Origin of the sequence: Micromonospora trifolii, from assembly GCF_050516465.1 — a bacterium.
Lineage (GTDB): Bacteria > Actinomycetota > Actinomycetes > Mycobacteriales > Micromonosporaceae > Micromonospora > Micromonospora trifolii.
The window spans coordinates 1,275,858-1,292,755 of the sequence record NZ_CP191526.1 but is presented as its reverse complement, the minus strand read 5'-3'; the positions used below and the strand labels follow the sequence as shown (position 1 = coordinate 1,292,755).

17 protein-coding genes are annotated in these 16,898 nt (G+C 70.8%); 3 read left to right on the top strand and 14 right to left on the bottom strand.

Features of this window, described 5'->3' with window-relative positions; genetic code table 11:
• Positions 1–266: 266 nt before the first annotated feature.
• The 4 genes from yajC to ruvC all read right to left on the bottom strand — a co-directional run bounded on the left by yajC (position 267) and on the right by ruvC (position 2,956).
• Entirely contained in the window at positions 267–623 is a 357-nt protein-coding gene (gene yajC, locus ACQRWP_RS05935; RefSeq protein WP_430501165.1) for a preprotein translocase subunit YajC, read from the bottom strand.
• Positions 624–745: 122 nt separating this feature from the next.
• Positions 746–1,813, bottom strand: coding sequence for a Holliday junction branch migration DNA helicase RuvB (gene ruvB / locus ACQRWP_RS05930; RefSeq protein WP_430501164.1), 1,068 nt, complete (start codon positions 1,811–1,813; stop codon positions 746–748).
• Positions 1,814–1,829: 16 nt separating this feature from the next.
• A complete protein-coding gene (gene ruvA / locus ACQRWP_RS05925) occupies positions 1,830–2,432 on the bottom strand; it encodes a Holliday junction branch migration protein RuvA (RefSeq protein WP_091401818.1) in 603 nt (200 codons plus the stop codon).
• Complete coding sequence (gene ruvC, locus ACQRWP_RS05920) at positions 2,429–2,956, bottom strand: crossover junction endodeoxyribonuclease RuvC (protein ID WP_112584546.1); 528 nt, start codon at positions 2,954–2,956, stop codon at positions 2,429–2,431. Before ruvC ends, ruvA begins: the two co-directional genes overlap by 4 nt.
• 486 nt (positions 2,957–3,442) lie before the next feature.
• Between ruvC and ACQRWP_RS05915 the strand changes: the two genes are divergently transcribed.
• Both ACQRWP_RS05915 and ACQRWP_RS05910 read left to right on the top strand, forming a co-directional pair.
• Positions 3,443–4,225, top strand: a complete 783-nt coding sequence (locus ACQRWP_RS05915) for a 3-hydroxybutyrate dehydrogenase (RefSeq protein ID WP_430501163.1) — start codon at positions 3,443–3,445, stop codon at positions 4,223–4,225.
• A gap of 14 nt (positions 4,226–4,239) precedes the next feature.
• Positions 4,240–6,159: a helix-turn-helix domain-containing protein gene (locus ACQRWP_RS05910; RefSeq protein WP_145795539.1), complete on the top strand. Its 1,920-nt coding sequence runs from the start codon at positions 4,240–4,242 to the stop codon at positions 6,157–6,159.
• 122 nt (positions 6,160–6,281) lie between these two features.
• Here ACQRWP_RS05910 and ACQRWP_RS05905 read toward each other — a convergent pair whose 3' ends face one another.
• From ACQRWP_RS05905 to ACQRWP_RS05870, 8 genes are all read right to left on the bottom strand, one after another.
• The gene (locus ACQRWP_RS05905; protein ID WP_145795537.1) at positions 6,282–6,890 is read right to left on the bottom strand and encodes a TetR/AcrR family transcriptional regulator; all 609 of its coding nucleotides are present in this window, start codon (positions 6,888–6,890) and stop codon (positions 6,282–6,284) included.
• 11 nt (positions 6,891–6,901) lie between these two features.
• Positions 6,902–8,470, bottom strand: coding sequence for an MFS transporter (locus ACQRWP_RS05900; protein WP_430503135.1), 1,569 nt, complete (start codon positions 8,468–8,470; stop codon positions 6,902–6,904).
• Positions 8,471–8,554: 84 nt separating this feature from the next.
• Positions 8,555–9,226 (bottom strand): transcriptional regulator, encoded by a 672-nt coding sequence (locus tag ACQRWP_RS05895; RefSeq protein WP_430501162.1) that lies wholly within the window; start codon positions 9,224–9,226, stop codon positions 8,555–8,557.
• A 78-nt stretch (positions 9,227–9,304) separates the two neighbouring features.
• Positions 9,305–10,318, bottom strand: coding sequence for a branched-chain amino acid ABC transporter permease (locus ACQRWP_RS05890; protein WP_196922277.1), 1,014 nt, complete (start codon positions 10,316–10,318; stop codon positions 9,305–9,307).
• Positions 10,315–11,196: a branched-chain amino acid ABC transporter permease gene (locus ACQRWP_RS05885; RefSeq protein ID WP_430501161.1), complete on the bottom strand. Its 882-nt coding sequence runs from the start codon at positions 11,194–11,196 to the stop codon at positions 10,315–10,317. The genes ACQRWP_RS05890 and ACQRWP_RS05885 overlap by 4 nt, the downstream gene beginning before the upstream one ends.
• A complete protein-coding gene (locus ACQRWP_RS05880) occupies positions 11,193–12,443 on the bottom strand; it encodes an ABC transporter substrate-binding protein (protein WP_372471847.1) in 1,251 nt (416 codons plus the stop codon). Before ACQRWP_RS05880 ends, ACQRWP_RS05885 begins: the two co-directional genes overlap by 4 nt.
• 51 nt (positions 12,444–12,494) lie before the next feature.
• A complete protein-coding gene (locus ACQRWP_RS05875) occupies positions 12,495–13,187 on the bottom strand; it encodes an ABC transporter ATP-binding protein (protein ID WP_430501160.1) in 693 nt (230 codons plus the stop codon).
• On the bottom strand, positions 13,174–13,935 hold the full coding sequence (locus ACQRWP_RS05870) for an ABC transporter ATP-binding protein (protein WP_430501159.1): 762 nt from the start codon (positions 13,933–13,935) through the stop codon (positions 13,174–13,176). Before ACQRWP_RS05870 ends, ACQRWP_RS05875 begins: the two co-directional genes overlap by 14 nt.
• Before the next feature lie 223 nt (positions 13,936–14,158).
• Here ACQRWP_RS05870 and ACQRWP_RS05865 point away from each other — a divergent pair, with 223 nt between their 5' ends.
• On the top strand, positions 14,159–15,016 hold the full coding sequence (locus ACQRWP_RS05865; RefSeq protein ID WP_430501158.1) for an SPFH domain-containing protein: 858 nt from the start codon (positions 14,159–14,161) through the stop codon (positions 15,014–15,016).
• Positions 15,017–15,115: 99 nt separating this feature from the next.
• Here ACQRWP_RS05865 and ACQRWP_RS05860 read toward each other — a convergent pair whose 3' ends face one another.
• Positions 15,116–16,492 (bottom strand): permease prefix domain 1-containing protein, encoded by a 1,377-nt coding sequence (locus tag ACQRWP_RS05860; protein ID WP_430501157.1) that lies wholly within the window; start codon positions 16,490–16,492, stop codon positions 15,116–15,118.
• On the bottom strand, positions 16,489–16,854 hold the full coding sequence (locus tag ACQRWP_RS05855; RefSeq protein WP_091401794.1) for a PadR family transcriptional regulator: 366 nt from the start codon (positions 16,852–16,854) through the stop codon (positions 16,489–16,491). Before ACQRWP_RS05855 ends, ACQRWP_RS05860 begins: the two co-directional genes overlap by 4 nt.
• Between the last annotated feature and the right edge of the window lie 44 nt (positions 16,855–16,898).

Sequence of the window (16,898 nt, the reverse complement as noted above, 5' to 3'; positions counted from 1 at the left end):
CCCTGTACGGTCGCGCCGCTGTCGCAGCGGCGGCGGTGTCGGGCCGGGGGTCCCGCCCGACGGGGTCTGCCTTGAGCCGACGGAATGCCGACACGAGGACCAGGCACCCCCGGCGCGGAACGCCGACGGTCACGGGAACGTGCCGACGCCCGGCGTCGACCCAACTATCCAGTTTTCACGTCTCGCCCGCTGCCCCGTCGGGGCGCGACGACCCGGAAGCCGGCCGACCGGCCGTACGCCGGACTCGCCGCTCCCGAGGGGAGGGGTCAGTCCTTGGCGGTGTCCGCGTCCTCGGTGACCGGCTCGCTCGGCAGCTCCGCGCGGGTGACCACCCGCGCGATGGCCGGGCGGGCGTAGCGGGTCTGCACGCCCGGGGCGACCTCGAGCAGGACACTGTCGTCCTCGATGCCGGTGACCGTGCCGTAGAGCCCACCGATGGTCACGACCTCGTCGCCGGGGCCGAGATTGGACTGCATCGACTCCGCCTCTTTGCGGCGCTTCTGCTGGGGCCGGATCATCATGAAGTACATGACGCCAAAGAGCAGGGCGATCATCAGGATCGGCGTGAAACCGCCGGCCCCGCCACCCGCTGCTGCCAAATGCACGGTTACTGACCTTCCCATTGGCCACCTGCCCGGCACCGTGGGTGCCGGAGCGGAGGCGGATTCTCACGTCCTGTACAGACCGCGGCGAAGTCTAAACCCTGCACCTGAGAACGCCGAATGCGGCACAGATCACGTTCACATCACGGCTGATCGACATCCAAGGAGAACAAGTCGGGCACAGGTGGACCATCCGCACCAAATGTACCATTCGGCGGCGTGCGCCCCAGATGCCGCCAGGCTGCCTCGGTCGCCACCCGACCCCTGGGCGTGCGGGCCAACAACCCAGCCCGTACCAGGAACGGCTCGCAGACCTCCTCGACCGTGTCCGGCTGCTCCCCCACCGCCACGGCGAGGGTGGACAACCCGACCGGGCCGCCCCGGAACGAATCGACCAACGCGGTCAGCACCGCACGGTCCAACCGGTCCAGGCCCAGCGCGTCCACGTCGTACACGATCAGGGCCGCGCGGGCGGTGTCGAGATCGACCACCCCGTTCGCCCGGACCTCGGCGTAGTCGCGGACCCGGCGCAGCAGCCGGTTCGCGATCCGCGGCGTGCCCCGGGACCGACCGGCGATCTCGGTCGCGCCCTCCGGGGTGATCGGCACCCCCAGGATCCGCGCCGAACGGTGCAGCAACGTCTCCAGATCCGCCGGCGCGTAGAAGTCGAGGTGCGCGACGAAGCCGAACCGGTCCCGCATCGGCCCGGTCAACAGGCCCGAACGCGTCGTCGCACCGACCAGGGTGAACGGCTCGACGTCCAGCGGGATCGCCGTCGCCCCCGGCCCCTTGCCCACCACGACGTCGACCCGGAAGTCCTCCATCGCGCTGTACAGCAGCTCCTCGGCCGGCCGCGCGATCCGATGGATCTCGTCGATGAAGAGCACGTCGCCCTCGCCGAGGCTGGTCAGGATCGCCGCCAGATCCCCGGAACGCTCGATCGCGGGGCCGCTGGTCACCCGGATGCCCGCGCCCAGCTCGGCGGCGACGATGTTGGCCAGACTCGTCTTGCCCAACCCGGGTGGGCCGGAGAGCAGGATGTGATCCGGCGGCGACCCCCGCCGCATGGCGCCCTGCAACAACAGGTCGAGCTGGTCGCGTACCCGGTCCTGGGCGATGAACTCGGCCAGCCGCCTCGGCCGTACCGTGGCCTCCGCGTCCCGGTCGGCGTCGCTGACGTACGCCGAGATGAGCCCCTCGGTCTCGCTCATCGCGCGGCCCGCGCGGTCATCGGGTGCGGCCCAGCAGTCGGATGGCCTGCTTGAGCAGGACCGGCACCGGCGGGGTCTCACCCTCGATCGACTCCGCCACCGCGGCCACCGCCTGATCGGCCTGACCGGCCGTCCAGCCCAGCCCCACCAGCGCCTGGCGGACCTGGTCGGGCCAGCTGCCGCGGGTCACCCCGGCCACCCCGTCGGCGCCGATCGGCACCGGGCCGATCCGGTCACGCAGCTCCAGCACCAGACGCTCCGCGCCCTTCTTGCCAATCCCGGGTACGCGGGTCAGGGCGGCCGTGTCGGCGTTGGCGATCGCCTTGCGAACCGCGTCCGGGGTGTGCACCGCCAGCACCGCCTGGGCCAGTCGCGGGCCGACCCCACTGGCGGTCTGAAGCAGCTCGAACAACGACTTGGCGTCGTCGTCGGCGAAGCCGTAGAGGGTCAGCGAATCTTCCCGCACGATCAGGCTGGTGGCGAGCCGGGCGACCTGGCCGACCCGCAGCTCCGCGAGCGTCCCCGGGGCGCAGTGCACGGCGAGCCCGACCCCACCGACCTCGATCACCGCCTGGTCCGGACCCGTCGCGGTCACCGTGCCGCGCACGCTGGCGATCATCGTGCTCCTCCTCGTCGTGCCCGGTCGGCCGCCGCGGCCAGCTTGGAGCGGGTCCCGCCGCGCCACACGTGGCAGATGGCCAGGGCCAGCGCGTCGGCGGCGTCCGCCGGCTTCGGCGGCTCGGCCAGCCGCAACAGCCGGGTCACCATCGCGGTCATCTGCGCCTTGTCGGCCTGACCGGACCCGGTCACCGCCGCCTTCACCTCGCTCGGGGTGTACGTCTGCACCGGCAGCCCGGCCCGCGCCCCGGCCAGCACGGCGATGCCACTGGCCTGCGCGGTGCCCATCACGGTACGAACGTTGTGCTGGCTGAACACCCGCTCGACGGCGACGCTCTCCGGTTGATGCTCGGCGACCAGCTTGTTCAGCGACCGGTCCAGGTGCAGCAGCCGCAGCGCCAGGTCGTCGGCCGGGTCGGTGTAGACCACGTAGTAGGCGACCAGGGTGCAGGGCCGGCCGGGAACACCCTCGACCACGCCCACCCCACACCGGGTCAACCCCGGGTCCACACCGAGCACGCGCACGCCGCCCCCTCCCCAGCCGTCAGCAGTACGTGTGTTCGACACCCTAACCGGCGCCCTTCCCACCAGCCCCACGGGACACGCCCTCCGCACCCCGCACCCCGCACCCCCACGCCCTCGCCCTCGCCCTCGCCCTCGCCCCAAGATCGGCGCAAGTTCCGGATGTTGCTGCCTCCGACGCGCGAGAGACAGCAACATCCCTGATATTGGGCGGATCTTGACGACGAACTCCGTGCCGACTGACCGGGAGCGGCCTTCGGGCGCCCACCGCTGTCAAGGTCACCCTCGATCCTGGATGTAGTGGCCACGACGAGCCGGGATGCCACTACATCCAGGATGTTGCGCGATCTTGCGGCGCGAGGCGCGGCGGGAGCGGGTGGAGGGGGCGGCGGCGGGGTGGCAGGGGCGGTGGGGCCACACAGCTTTCGTATGGAGTATGTGTCGCTGGCCCATGTGCCGGGGGGCACACAGCTCGTAACTTCTTGCGCCATGACGGCAGAACCCGTGGTGGTCCCCCACGTCGTACAGGTCGACCTCTCCGGTCGGACCGCCCTGGTCACCGGGGGCGGCGGCGGCATCGGGCGGGCGTGTGCCCTGCGGCTGGGCGCGGCCGGCGCCAAGGTGCTCGTGGTGGACCGCAACCTGGAGGCGGCCAAGGCGGTGGCCGCCGAGGCCGGTGGCCGGGCCGAGGGCGTGGACCTGTCCGACGCCGCGGCGGTGGATTCGCTCGACGTCGACGTGGACATCGTGGTGAACAACGCCGGGCTCCAGCACGTCGCGCCGTTGCAGGACTTTCCGGTCGAGCGGTTCGAGTACATCCAGCGGGTGATGGTGGAGGCGCCGTTCCTGCTGATCCGCCGGGCACTGCCGCACATGTACGCCCGGGGCTGGGGGCGGATCATCAACATCTCCTCGGTGCACGGGTTGCGCGCCTCGCCGTACAAGGCGGCCTACGTCTCGGCCAAGCACGCGCTGGAGGGGCTGTCGAAGGTGGTCGCGCTGGAGGGCGCCGCACACGGGGTCACCGCCAACTGCATCAACCCGGCGTACGTGCGTACCGCCCTGGTGGAGAGCCAGATCGCCGACCAATCGGCCAGTCACGGCATCGACGAGGCCGAGGTGATCGAGAAGATCATGCTGGCCCGGGCCGCGATCAAACGGTTGATCGAGCCGGAGGAGGTGGCCGAACTGCTGGCGTACCTCTGCTCGCCGCCGGCGGCGTTCATCACCGGGGCGTCGATCGCCCTCGACGGGGGCTGGACGGCCAACTAGTGGGGCTGAGCACAATGTCGACCATGTCTTCGCCGGTGGAGTTCCTGGAGCTGCTCGCTCGAGAGGCCGCGGCGGTCGAGTTCGAGGGACCGCTGGTGGCCGCGCGGGCCGCCGGGCTGCCGCCGGACCGGCTGGCCGAGCTGGAGCAGGCCAAGTCGGTGGCGTTGCGGGTCCGCGCGCTGTTGGAGCGTCGTCGCCGCCGGGAGAGTGAGCTGTCCGGCCTGTACGACACGGTCAGCGACCTGGCCGGGCTACGCGACCTGGACGACGTGTTGCGGGCGATCGTGCACCGGGCCCGTCACCTGCTCGGCGCGGACGTGGCGTACATGACGCTCAACGACGACGAACGTGGCGACACCTACATGCGGGTGACCGACGGGTCGGTCTCGGCCCGTTTCCAGCGGCTGCGCCTGCCGATGGGCGCCGGTCTCGGTGGCCTGGTGGCCCAGTCCGGCGCCCCGTACGTCACCGCGAACTACGGCGAGGACGCGCGCTTCCACCACACCGGCGAGATCGACGCCGGGGTGGGCGAGGAGGGGCTGGTGGCGATCCTGGGGGTACCGCTGCGGCTCGGCTCGACCTCGATCGGGGTGCTCTACGCGGCAAACCGTTCGGCCCGGCCGTTCGTCCGGGAGGAGGTGGCGCTGCTGGTGTCGCTGGCCGCCCACGCCGCGGTGGCGATCGACACCGCCCGGCTGCTGACCGAGACTCGTTCGGCGTTGGCCGAGTTGTCGGCGGCGAACACCACCATCCGGGCGCACAGCAGCTCGGTGGAGCGGGCGGCGGCGGCACACGACCGGATGACCGCTCTGGTGCTGCGCGGCGGCGGCGTGGAGGACGTGGCGGCGGCGGTGACGGAGGTGCTGGGAGGCGCGCTCCTGGCGCTGGACGCCGAGGGCCGCCTGCTGGCCCGGGTGGGTGAGATCGAGGAGCCGGACCGCGCGGACATCGTTGAGGCGGTGGCCGCGTCCCGGACCGAGGGGCGCAGCGTACGCCGGGGTCCACTCTGGTACGCGGCGGTGGTGGCTGGCGCGGAGAACCTGGGCGCTCTGGTGCTGCGCCCGGATGACGAGTTGGTCGACGCCGACCAGCGCATCCTGGAGCGGGCAGCGTTGGTGACCGCGCTGCTGCTGCTGTTCCGCCGGACGGTCGCGGAGGCGGAGGGGCGGGTGCGTGGCGAATTGCTGGACGATCTGATCGCCCGCCCGCTGCGCGACACCGACGCGCTGCGCAGTCGGGCCCGTCGGCTCGGGGTGGACCTGGACGCGCCGCACGTGCTGGTGGCGGTGGGCGACGACGCGATCGCCGCGACCGGCTCGGCTCGGCAGCGGGTGCTGTCCTGGGCCACCACGTACGCCTCGGCGCGCGGCGGACTGGCCGCGGCGCGCGACGGCCGGGTGGTGCTGATGCTGCCGGGGTTGGACGCGGGCGGCAGCGCACGCGCGGTGGCCCGGGACCTGTCCCGGGTGACCGGTCGACCGGTGACCGCCGGGGCGAGTGGCCCGTCGAACACGCCGGCGGCGCTGGCCGGGACGTTCCAGGAGGCGGACCGGTGCCTGACGGCGCTGGGCGCGCTGGGCCGCGCCGGGCAGGGCGCGAGCACCGTGGAGTTGGGCTTCGTCGGGTTGTTGCTGGGCACGGTCGGCGACCGGGGTGAGAAGGACGTGACCGAGTTCCTCAGCGCCACCGTCGGGCCGGTGCTCGACTACGACGCCCGGCGCGGCACGGCTCTGGTGAAGACGCTGGAGGCGTACTTCGGGGTGGGTGGCAGCCTGGCCCGGGCCGCCGAGCAACTGCACGTGCACGTCAACACGGTGACCCAGCGGTTGGAGCGGGTCGGGCAGTTGCTCGGCGTCGACTGGCAGCGGCCCGAGCGGGCGCTGGAGGTGCAGCTCGCGCTGCGCCTGCACCGACTGCGCGCACCGGCCGGCTGACCGACGCCGGCCGGCGGGCACGAACGCCGCCCGACCCAGCGCCCGACACCAGCAGGCACGAACGCCGCCGACCGAGCACCCGACACCAGCGGACACAACAGCCGCCGACCGAGCGCTCGGCGTCAGCGGGCCTGGATGCCCTCCAGCACGGCGTCGACGACCCGTTCGGGCAGGGACTGCTCGTCCAGGTCCGGATTCCACTGGAGCACCCGCTGGATCAGCATCGGCCCGGTGAGCAGCGCCATCGTCACCTCGACGTCGATGTCGGCGCGGAGCACCCCCTCGTCGATGCCGCGCCGCAGCACCTCGCGCATCAGCTGCCGCCTCGGCGAGATGATGTTCTGGTAGAGCTGGAACTGGTCGGCGCTGCGGTTCACGGCGGGCGCCAGGCAGGGCATGATCTTGGCCGCTCGCGGGTCGACGTTCTTGCCGATCGCGCCGACCAGCAGCACCAGGTCGTCGCGGACGGAGTGGCCCGCCGGCTGGGCCAGGACGCCCTTGAGGCGGCGCAACGCGTCCAGCAGCAACGCGTCCTTGCCGGCCCAGCGCCGGTAGATGGTGGCCTTGCCGACCCCGGCGCGGGTGGCGATCGCCTCGATCGAGAGCGCCTCGATGGTGCTGCCCTCGGCGAGCAGGTCGAGGGTGGCCTCGATGATCGCCTCGTCGGCGCGGATGCTCCGCGGTCGCCCGGGCGACCGCGGAGCATCGGCAGTGGACGTCATGTCCGCCATTCTCCCCGAACCTATGCCGTGCCGGCCAGCTCAGGCTCGGCGACCGGCGCCGCCGGGGCGACGCTCGTGTCCTCCTTGCCCGGCATCCAGCGCAGCACCACGATGATCCCGAGTGCGGCGATCACCGCGGAGAGCCCGGCCGCCCAGTGCATGGCGGTGACGAAGGCGTCGTTGGCCGCCGAGATCAGCGCCGGCGCCGCCGGGCCGAGCTGGCCCGCCGCCGCGTACGCCCCGGAGATCGACTCGTTGGCCGCGTCCTGGGCCTGCGTGGGCAGACCGGTCAGCGCGTCACCGATGTCGCTGCGGTAGACCGCGGAGAGCACCGAGCCGAGGACGGCCACGCCGAGCGCGCCGGCCACCTGGCGGATGGTGTTGCTGACCGCGGAGCCCACCCCGGCCTTCTCCCGGGGCAGCGCCGACATGATCGACTCGGTCGCCGGCGGCATGATGTTGGCCATTCCGGCGCCCTGGATGAGGAAGACGAGCAGCACGACCCAGATCGGGGTGGAGGCGCCGATGAAGACGAACGCGCCGAGTGACACCACGGTCAGCGCCAACCCGACGGTGGCGACGGCCTTACCGCCGTAGCGGCGGACCATCGCGGCGCTGCGCGGCGCGAAGACCAGCTGGGCGCCGGCGAAGGGCAGGAAGAGCAGGCCGGTCTGCAACGGGCTGTAGTCGCGCACGAGCTGCAGGTAGAACGAGCCGAAGAACATCGAGCCCATCGCGGCGAAGAACACCAGGCCGACGATGGCGACCGGCGCGGCGAACCGGGGCACCCTGAACAGTCGGACGTCCAGCGACGGGTGGTCGCTGCGCCGCTCGTGCTGCACGAACCAGCCCAGCACCGCGATACCGACCAGGATCGAGCCCCAGGCCACCGGGCGGTCGAAGCCGTGCTCGCCGCCGTCGATGATGCCGTAGGAGAGGGCGACCAGGCCGACCACGGAGAGCAGCACGCCGAGCACGTCGATCCGGCCGGGCCGCGGGTCACGCGACTCGGGGACCAGCAGCGCCACCAGGACCACGCCGGCAACGACCACCGGCACGTTGATCAGGAAGACCGAGCCCCACCAGAAGTGCTCCAGCAGCGCGCCGCCGAGGATCGGGCCGATCGCAACGGCGAGACCGACAGCGCCGGCCCAGACACCGATGGCCCGACCACGCTCGCGCGGGTCGAAGACGTTGGAGATGATCGACAGCGTCACCGGCATGATGGCCGCGCCGCCGACCCCCATCAGGGCGCGGGCCGCGATGAGCTGTCCGGGGCTCTGGGCGTACGCGGAGAGCAGCGACGCCAAGCCGAACAGCACCAGACCGATCATCAGGAAGCGCTTGCGGCCGGCGCGGTCGCCGAGCACCCCGAAGGTGAACAGCAGCCCGGCGAAGACGAGCGTGTAGGAGTTGATGGACCACTCCAGCTCGCCCTGACTGGCGCCGAGGCCGTGCACCGGGTCGGCCAGGGTGCGCAGAGCGACGTTGAGGATCGTGTTGTCGAGGACGACCACGAGGAGGCTGATCACCAGCACCCCCAGGATCGCCCACCGCCTCGGGTGTCCGGTGTTGTTGTGCAGCTCCATGCCTTGCTTTCCCCCCACGCTGATCACCCGCGACGAAATACGATACGGGTCAGACTCGTAACGCGGGTCAGCCTACGACGCGTATTAACGATACGGCACCGATCCGTATCGTATGTGGTGGGCATCACGCCCGGGCACGACCGCCAGGCAGGCATTGCGGGCCTCCATCAACGTGCCGAGACGGACCGCCGGACGGCCGAGCGGCTCGATCCAGCCCGGCCCCGCGCCGTATACCCGAAGGAGCGGAAAGTCCCGGGCGAAGCGCACCAGGCGGTACGCGCGGCCGGTGAGCGGCGTCTGCGACCAGAGCACGACGGTGCGCGGGCGGGCCCGGTACACCGCGCTGGTGAGCGCGGACCAGGGCAGCGAGGGGCCGAGGTTCAGACAACCGCGGCCCTGCTCGCGCAGCGCGGCGGCCAGCGCGAGCAGACCCAGGCTGTGCGCCTCCTTCTCGGCGCCGGCCAGCAGCACCCCGCCGACGGGCAGTGACCGACCCGGCTCCCGGCGGTACGCGTCCAACCCGACCCGGATGCCCTCGAAGAGGGCGTGCTCGACGACGACCTCGGCGGCGGTACGCCCCGACAGCCGGGCCAGCAGCGGACGGCAGACCTGCTCCCAGAGCGCCGGCACACCCCACGCCTCGACCAGCTCCAGCAGCACCGAGGCGACGCCGTTGGCGTCCAGGTCCTCGGCCGCCAGCGAAACCTGCTTGTGCGCGATCTCCACGGCCTCCGCCGGCATTGGATCGGTCAGCACCAGACGTACCCCCGGGTAGACGTTCTCTACCCGGGGGTTCGCTCGGAGGGCACGTGGCGGATGCGCCTTCGTGCAATTTCAGCGCCGGCGGGCCGCCAGCCGGTGGGCCAGCGCGGCGACGCTGCCCCAGATGCCCCGCCGGAACAGCACCACGACGAGGACGAAGATGCCGCCGGTCACCAGGCCGATCGCCTCGAACCCGGAGAACGACAACCAGTCCTCCAGCCGGACCACGAGGGCGGCGCCGAGCACCCCACCCCAGAGGGTGCCGATACCGCCGAGCACCACCACGATGACCGCCTTGCCGGAGGTGGTCCAGTGCAGCACGTCCAGCGAGACGAACCGGTGGCCGACCGCGAACAACCCGCCACCGAGGCCGGCGATGAACCCGGAGAGCACGAACGCGGTGAGCTTGTAGCGGTGCACCGGGTAGCCCAGCGCCCGAGCCCGGGCGGGGTTGTCCCGGATGCCGACCAGCACCCGACCGAACGGTGAGTGCACGATCCGCCAGGCGGCGGCGAGCCCGAGCAGCACGATCGGCAGGATCGCGTAGTAGAAGAAGTAGTCGTCGGTGAGGTCGAGGCCGAACAGCTCGCGGGGCACCCCCTGGAGGCCGTTCTCGCCCTGCGTCACCGAACGCCACTCGTTGGCGACGTAGTAGACCATCTGCGCGAAGGCCAGCGTCACCATGGCGAAGTAGATGCCGGTCCGCTTGACCGCCAGGTACCCGATCGGCACCGCCAGCACGGCCGCGGCGAGGGCCCCGGCCAGCACCGCGAGCGGAAACGGCAGGCCGGCGTGGATGGCCACCAACCCGGTGACGTACGCGGAGGTGCCCCAGAACGCGGCGTGACCGAAGGACATCAGCCCGGTGAAGCCGAGCAGCAGGTCCACCGCCACCGCGAACAGCGCCCAGCAGAGGATGTCCACAGCGACCGCCGGGTAGAGGCCGTTGGGCAGCCACGCCGCGACGGCCAGGCCGACGGCGAGCAGCGCGTACCGGACCCAGCCGGGGGCCCGGGCCACGGCGATCAGCCCGGACGGTGGCGTCGAGCGGGACGCGTCGGTAGGAGTGTCCACGGTGTTGGTCATGCGGGGGCCTCCTCCCGACCGAACAGGCCGGCCGGGCGCCAGAGCAGCACGCCGGCCATCACCACGAAGACGATCGTCTGCGAGACGAGCGGGAAGTTGGAGAGGTACGCCTCACCCCACGCCTGCACCAGCCCGATGCCGAAACCGGCGGCGACCGACCCGAAGATCGAGCCCAGCCCACCGATCACCACCACCGCGAACACCACGATGATCAGGTCGGCGCCCATCAACGGGTTGACCGCGCGCATCGGCGCGGCCAGCACACCGGCGAGGCCGGCCAGCCCGATGCCGAAGCCGAAGACCGGGGTCACCCACCGTCCGACGTCGATGCCGAACGCACGGGTCAGGTCCGGCCGCTCGGTGGCCGCACGGACCACCATGCCGATCCGGGTCTGGGTCAGCACCCACCACACCGCGACGCAGAGCAGCACCGCGAAGCCGAGGATGAACACCCGGTACGTCGGGAAGTCGAACAGCCCGAAGTCGACCGACCCGCTCAGCAGCGACGGTGTCTCGTACGGGCTGGACTGCACGCCGTAGCGCAGTTTCACCAGGTCCTGAAGGATCAGCGTCAGACCGAAGGTGAGCAGGAAGTTGTAGAGCGGGTCCAGTTTGGTCAGCCGGTGGATCACCGCCCGTTCCAGCGCCATGCCGAGCAGACCCAGCCCCACCGGCATGATCACCAGGGCGGCCCAGAACGGCACGCCCGCCTCGCTGAGCAGCACGTACGCCCCGAACGCGCCGAGCATGTAGAACGCGCCGTGGGCGAAGTTGACCACCCGCAGCATGCCGAAGATGACAGCGAGCCCGAGGGCGAGCAGGGCGTAGAACGCCCCACTCACCAACCCGTTGAACGTGTTCTGCGCGAATCCGCTCATAGTTTGCAGTCCGCCGAGGGCGCGCGGAACGCCTCCGCGGCGGGGATCGTCTTGAGCACCTTCACGTAGTCCCACGGCTCGGCGACCTCGGACTGCGGCTTCACCTGGGCCAGGTACGCGTCGTGCACCACCCGGTGGTCCTCGGCGCGGATCTTCCCGTTGCGCAGGAAGACGTCCTCGACCGTCTTGCCCTCCAGGCCCTTGACCACGGCATCCGCGTCGTCGGTGCCGGCGGCCTGCACCGCCTCCAGGTACTGCAACGCCGCGGAGTAGTTGGCGGCGTGCGCGAAGGTCGGTCGGGTGCCGGCCTTCTGCTGGAAGCGGTCGGCGAACTCCCGGTTCTTGGCGTCGAAGTTCCAGTACCAGGCGTCGGTGTACGTGGTGCCGGCCAGCGCGGCCGGGGTGAGCGAGTGGATGTCGGTGAGGAACATCAGTCCCACCGCCAAGCCGACGCCCTTGTCCCGCAGCTTGAACTCGTTGTACTGCTTCACCACGTTGACCAGCTCCGCGCCGGCCTGCATGGTGCCCAGCACGTCCGGCTTCGGGTTCAGGTTCGGCGCCTTGAGCAGGAAGGTGGAGAAGTCGCCGCTGGTGTTCGGGAACGGCGCCCCGTCCTTGCCGACGACAGTGCCGCCGGCCGCCGTGATCGCGGTGGAGAAGCTCTTCTCCATGTCCTGACCGAAGGCGTAGTTCGGGTAGAGGATGTACCAGTTCTTGCCGATCTGCTCGGTGGTGGTCTTCCCGGTGCCGTTGGCCAGCATGTACGTGTCGTACGCGTAGTGGAAGGTGTACTTGTTGCAGCTCTTACCGGTCAGGTCGGTGGTCGCCGCACCGATGTTGAAGTAGAGCTTTTTCTTCTCCTTCGCCACGTCGGCGACCTTCAGCGCGGCCGACGAGGTGGGCACGTCCAGGATCAGGTCGACGCCCTTGCGGTCGTACATCTCCTGGGCCTTGGAGTTGGCCACGTCCGGTTTGTTCTGGTGGTCGGCGGTCTCCACGGTGATGTCAGTGGTCACCGCCTTGTCGCCGTACTTCGCGGTGAAGTCGGCGATGGCCATCTCCACCGCCGCCACCGAGTTCTTCCCGGACAACTCCGAGTACGCCCCGGACTGGTCGTTGAGCACGCCCAGCACGATCTTGTCGCCGGTCAGCTTCTGGTCGCCACTCGACTGAGGGCCACCGCCGCCGCATCCGGCGACCAGCACCACCACGGCCGACGCCGCGGCCACACCCATCGTCCTGCGCATGCCCACTCCATCCATCCCGCGCGGCGTCGCGCGGGTCGTCGTTGAGAGAATTCAGATCCCGAGGTACGCGAGCAGTTCGCGTTCGCGCGAACGCACCTCGGAGTTGTCCATCGCCTCGGCAATCCGGCCCTCGGCCAGCAGGTAGTGCCGGTCGGCGACACCGGTGGCGAAGTGCAGGTTCTGTTCGACCAGCAGCACGGTCACCCCGTGCCGTTTGGCCTCGCGCAGCAGGTCGCCGACCTGCTGCACCAGCAGTGGCGACAGCCCCTCGGTGGGCTCGTCGCAGAGCAGCAGCCGGGCGCCCATCCGCAGCACCCGGGCCAGCGCGAGCATCTGCTGCTCGCCGCCGGAGAGCATGGTGGCCGCCGAGTCCCGTCGGGTGTACAGGGCCGGGAACGCCTCGTACACCCGCTCCAGCGACCACGGATCGGGGCCGACGGTGGGTGGCAGCGTGAGGTTCTCGGTGACTGTCAACGTGGCGTAGCTGCCCCGGTCGTCGGGCACCCAGCCCAGACCCAGGCGGGCCCGCTTGTGCGCCGGCAACCTGGTGATGTCCCGCCCGTCCAGTTCCACCGTGCCGCGCTGACCGGGGTGCAGCCCCATCACGCAGCGCAGCAGGGTGGACTTGCCGGCACCGTTGCGGCCGACCAGGGTGACCACCTCGCCTGCGGAGACCTCGAGGCTGACGTCGCGCAGCACCTGCGCCTCGCCGTAGAAGGCGGACAGGTTCTCAATGCGCAGCATCGGCGGCTCCCAGGTAGGCGGTGATCACGCGCTCGTCGGCGCGGACCTGCTCGTACGGGCCCTCGACGAGGACCTTGCCGGCCTGGAGCACGGTGACGGTGTCGGCGAGACGGCCGACCACGCTCATGTTGTGCTCGACCATCACCACGGTCCGGCCCTGGCGGACCCGACCGATCAGCTCGACGGTGCGGTCGACGTCCTCCAGGCCCATGCCCGCTGTCGGCTCGTCGAGCAGCAGCACCTTCGGCTCCAGCGCCAGGGCGATGGCCAGCTCCAGGGCGCGTTTCCGGCCGTACGCCAGGGCCGCGGAGGGGGCGTGTGCCAGCTCGGCCAGCCCCACCATGGCCAACAGTTCGTCGGCCCGCTCGGTGTAGCGGCCCATCAGCTTCGCCGACCGCCAGAACCGCCAGCCCAGCCCGCTGGGTGACTGCAACGCCAGCGCGACGTGTTCGCGGGCGGACAGTTGGGGAAAGAGGCTGGTGATCTGGAACGAGCGGGCCACGCCGAGCCGGGCCACCTGCTCCGGCGGCAACCCGGTGACGTCCTTCCCGGCCAGCTCGATCCGGCCGCCACTGGGTCGCAGGAAGCCGGTGAGCAGGTTGAACAGGGTGGTCTTGCCCGCGCCGTTCGGGCCGACGAGCGCGTGCACACTGTCCGACGCCACGTCGAGGTCGACGTCGTCCACCGCCCGGAAGCCCCGGAAGTCGCGGGTCAGCCCACGGGCCGACAGGAGCGCTTGCCCGGCCATCGCCTCATCCTCCGCACGTCGCGGCGACGGTCGATTCGGTGACCGTGGTCACAGGCCCGTCGCGTGGACGAAACCTACGGCGGGCCGCTGGAGTCGAACCATGTCGATCGACTCCATATTCGACCCGCTGTTGACGTGCGCGAACTCCACTCCCCCGCGCCGTCGACTTGACCGGACCCCCTAGGTTGATGATCCACACAGCCCACCGGAAGGTCCCCACCCCATGCCCGTCGGCTTCACCATGGCGATCGTCTTCGCCGTCGCCCTGGCGGTCAGCGCCGTCGTCGCTCTCGTCGCTCCCGCACGGCCGCTCAAGCGGATGGCCGCCCTCGCGGCGCTCGGCTTCCTCGCCCTCACGCTGGTGGTCGGCATCGCCTCCAGCGCCCACTCGGTGCCCATCCGCTCGGTCGGCATCGTCACCAGCTTCGGCAAACCCACCGGCGAGGTGACCGGCTCGGGCCTGAAGTGGGTGGCGCCCTGGCAGAAGGTCGGCGAGTGGGACGCGGGCCGACAGAAGTACGACCACATCGGCGGCAACAACTGCGTACGCGTACGCACCGGCACCCTCGCCGACGCCTGCGTCGAGGTGCTCGTCGAATGGCAGGTCAAGCCGGAGAACGCGCCGAAGCAGTTCATGGACTACAAGGGCGACTTCGGCAGCTTCCGGGGTCAGCGGGTGGGCGTGCAGCTCGACAGCGCCGTCAACGACGCCTTCGCCGCGTACAACCCGCTGGAGAAGATCGACGCCCAGACCGGCGACCTCAACGTCGACCTGAAGCCGTTCGCCGCGAACATCAAGACCAGCGCGGACACCCGCCTCGCCACCGACGTGGACATCCTCTCGGTGACCATCACCCGGGTGAACCACGACGACAAGACCGAGGGCAACATCAAGGCGTTCCAGGACAAGCTGGCGCAGACCCGCAACCTGGAGCAGGACCGCAAGAACGCCGAGATCTCCAAGCAGATCACCGAGACCAACGCGAAGGTCGACAAGGTGACCCGTTGTCTGGAGATCGCGGAGAAGAACGGCGCGAACCCGGGGCTCTGCATCAACCCGGGCATCGTCACCGGCAAGTGACCGGAAGCCGGCCCACCCGCTACGGGTGGGCCGGCTTGCGCGTCACGGCCCGCCTGGCCGGTATGCGCTGACGGCGGCGCGCGGAGGGTCGAGCGCCGCCTAGGCGAAGCTGAACAGCGGCGGGAAGACGAGGACCACGATCCAGGCCCACGCGGCGTACACCGGCAGATAGCCGGTCTGCCACCGTTCGAGCGTCGCGAACGGCGTGCGCCGACGGATGAAGGACAGCAGCAGCCACGCCGACCACGCGAGGTTGACCAGCAGGATCACGTTCTCGCCGAGCGCTGCCGCCCGGTTGGGCGTGCCGCCGTACTCGTCGGTGATGCGCCCGGTGATCTCCAGCAGCACCAGCACGTCGATGGCCAACGCACTGACCACGAGCGCGAGTTGGAGTTTGTCGAACGGGCCGGGCGGGGCCAGCGGGTCACGGGCCGAGAGTGAGTAGAGCAGCAGCCCCAGCACCACGACCAGCAGGAGGTCGAAGAGGAGCAGCGCCTCCCGCTCGACGTCGATGCCGTGGCTGGTCCAGACGACAGCGACGAGGAAGGCGAGCAGGGCGGCGGTGAAGAGCGGGGTGAACAGCCGGGTGAGGACCGGCGCGATGTTCTCGACGACACTCTGCTTGGCCTCGACGAGCCACCCCGCCACCACGACCGCGGCCGCGGCACCTCCGGGCAGCAGCCACTGCGAGATGAACGCCTCCGGGACGATCCCGATGGCCGCGAAGGTGTTGAACAGGAACGCGGAGAGCACGCCCCCACCGAGGGCCATCAGCACCAGGTAGATGAACCACTCGCCGGTGAACCGGATGAAGTCCATGCGTCGACGGGACGAGCGCCAGTCGTCGGCGACATAGGCCAGGCCGACCACCAGCCACAGAGCGATGGGCAGGTGGATGCTGGTGACGACCACGGACTGCGAATCGTCCGCCAGGGGGTAGGCGTTGGCCGCCACGGCGCCGAGGACGAAGAGCACCGCCAGTGCCGCGATCACCGACCGTCGGGCTCCCCGGCGCCAGGCCAGGAACGCCGCCAGCCAGGGCAGCGCGAACAGTGTGAAGTTCCGCGCGTAGAACGAGCCGTCGTCGGCGAAGCTCAGCCCGAACAGCGCCGGCACCTTGACGGACACCACCGCACCCGCCGCACAGCCGAGCATGACCCACAGGTCCCGGCGGGAGCGCGTGCCGCCGACCGGGCTGCCGGAGTCGCCGGTCAGCACCAACTGCTTCCACAACCGTTCGGAATGTTCCCGGGCGAACTCGCGGGAGAGGTCGTCGAGGCTGCCCATTCGTTTCACCGCGACCAGGAACGCCTCGTCCGGGCTCAGGCCAGCGGCGACGAGCTCGTCGACGGAGCCGCGAAGGTGGTCTTCCAGTTCGTCGGCGTCCACCGCTTGCAGCTCCCGGCGGCGCAGCACGTACTGGCGCCACTGCTCGAACTGCGCTTCCAGCTCCTGCGGCCCCTCGTGCGCCGTCATGCCAGGCCCTCCAACGGGTGCACCGTCAGCGGCGCGCGGTCGTGCCAGATCTCCTTGAGCGCGCCCACCACGGTGTCCCACTGCCGGCGCTGCTCGGCCAGCTCGGCCAGACCCCGGTCGGTGATGCGGTAGTACTTGCGCTTCCGCTCGCCGGCGACCGCCTGCCAGCTCGACTCCAGGTGGCCGAGGCGCTCGAGCCGGTGCAGCAACGGGTACAGCAGCCCTTCGGTCCAGTCCAGCTCACCCCCGGACAGCTCGTTGATCCGCCTGAGGATGGCGTAGCCGTAGCTCTCGCCCTCAGCCAGGATGCCGAGCACCATCGGCGTCGCCGAGGCGGCGACCAGATCCTTGGCGACCTTCACGAAGCCTCCCGCTCCCAAACCTAGAGGTACGATGCATAGTACTG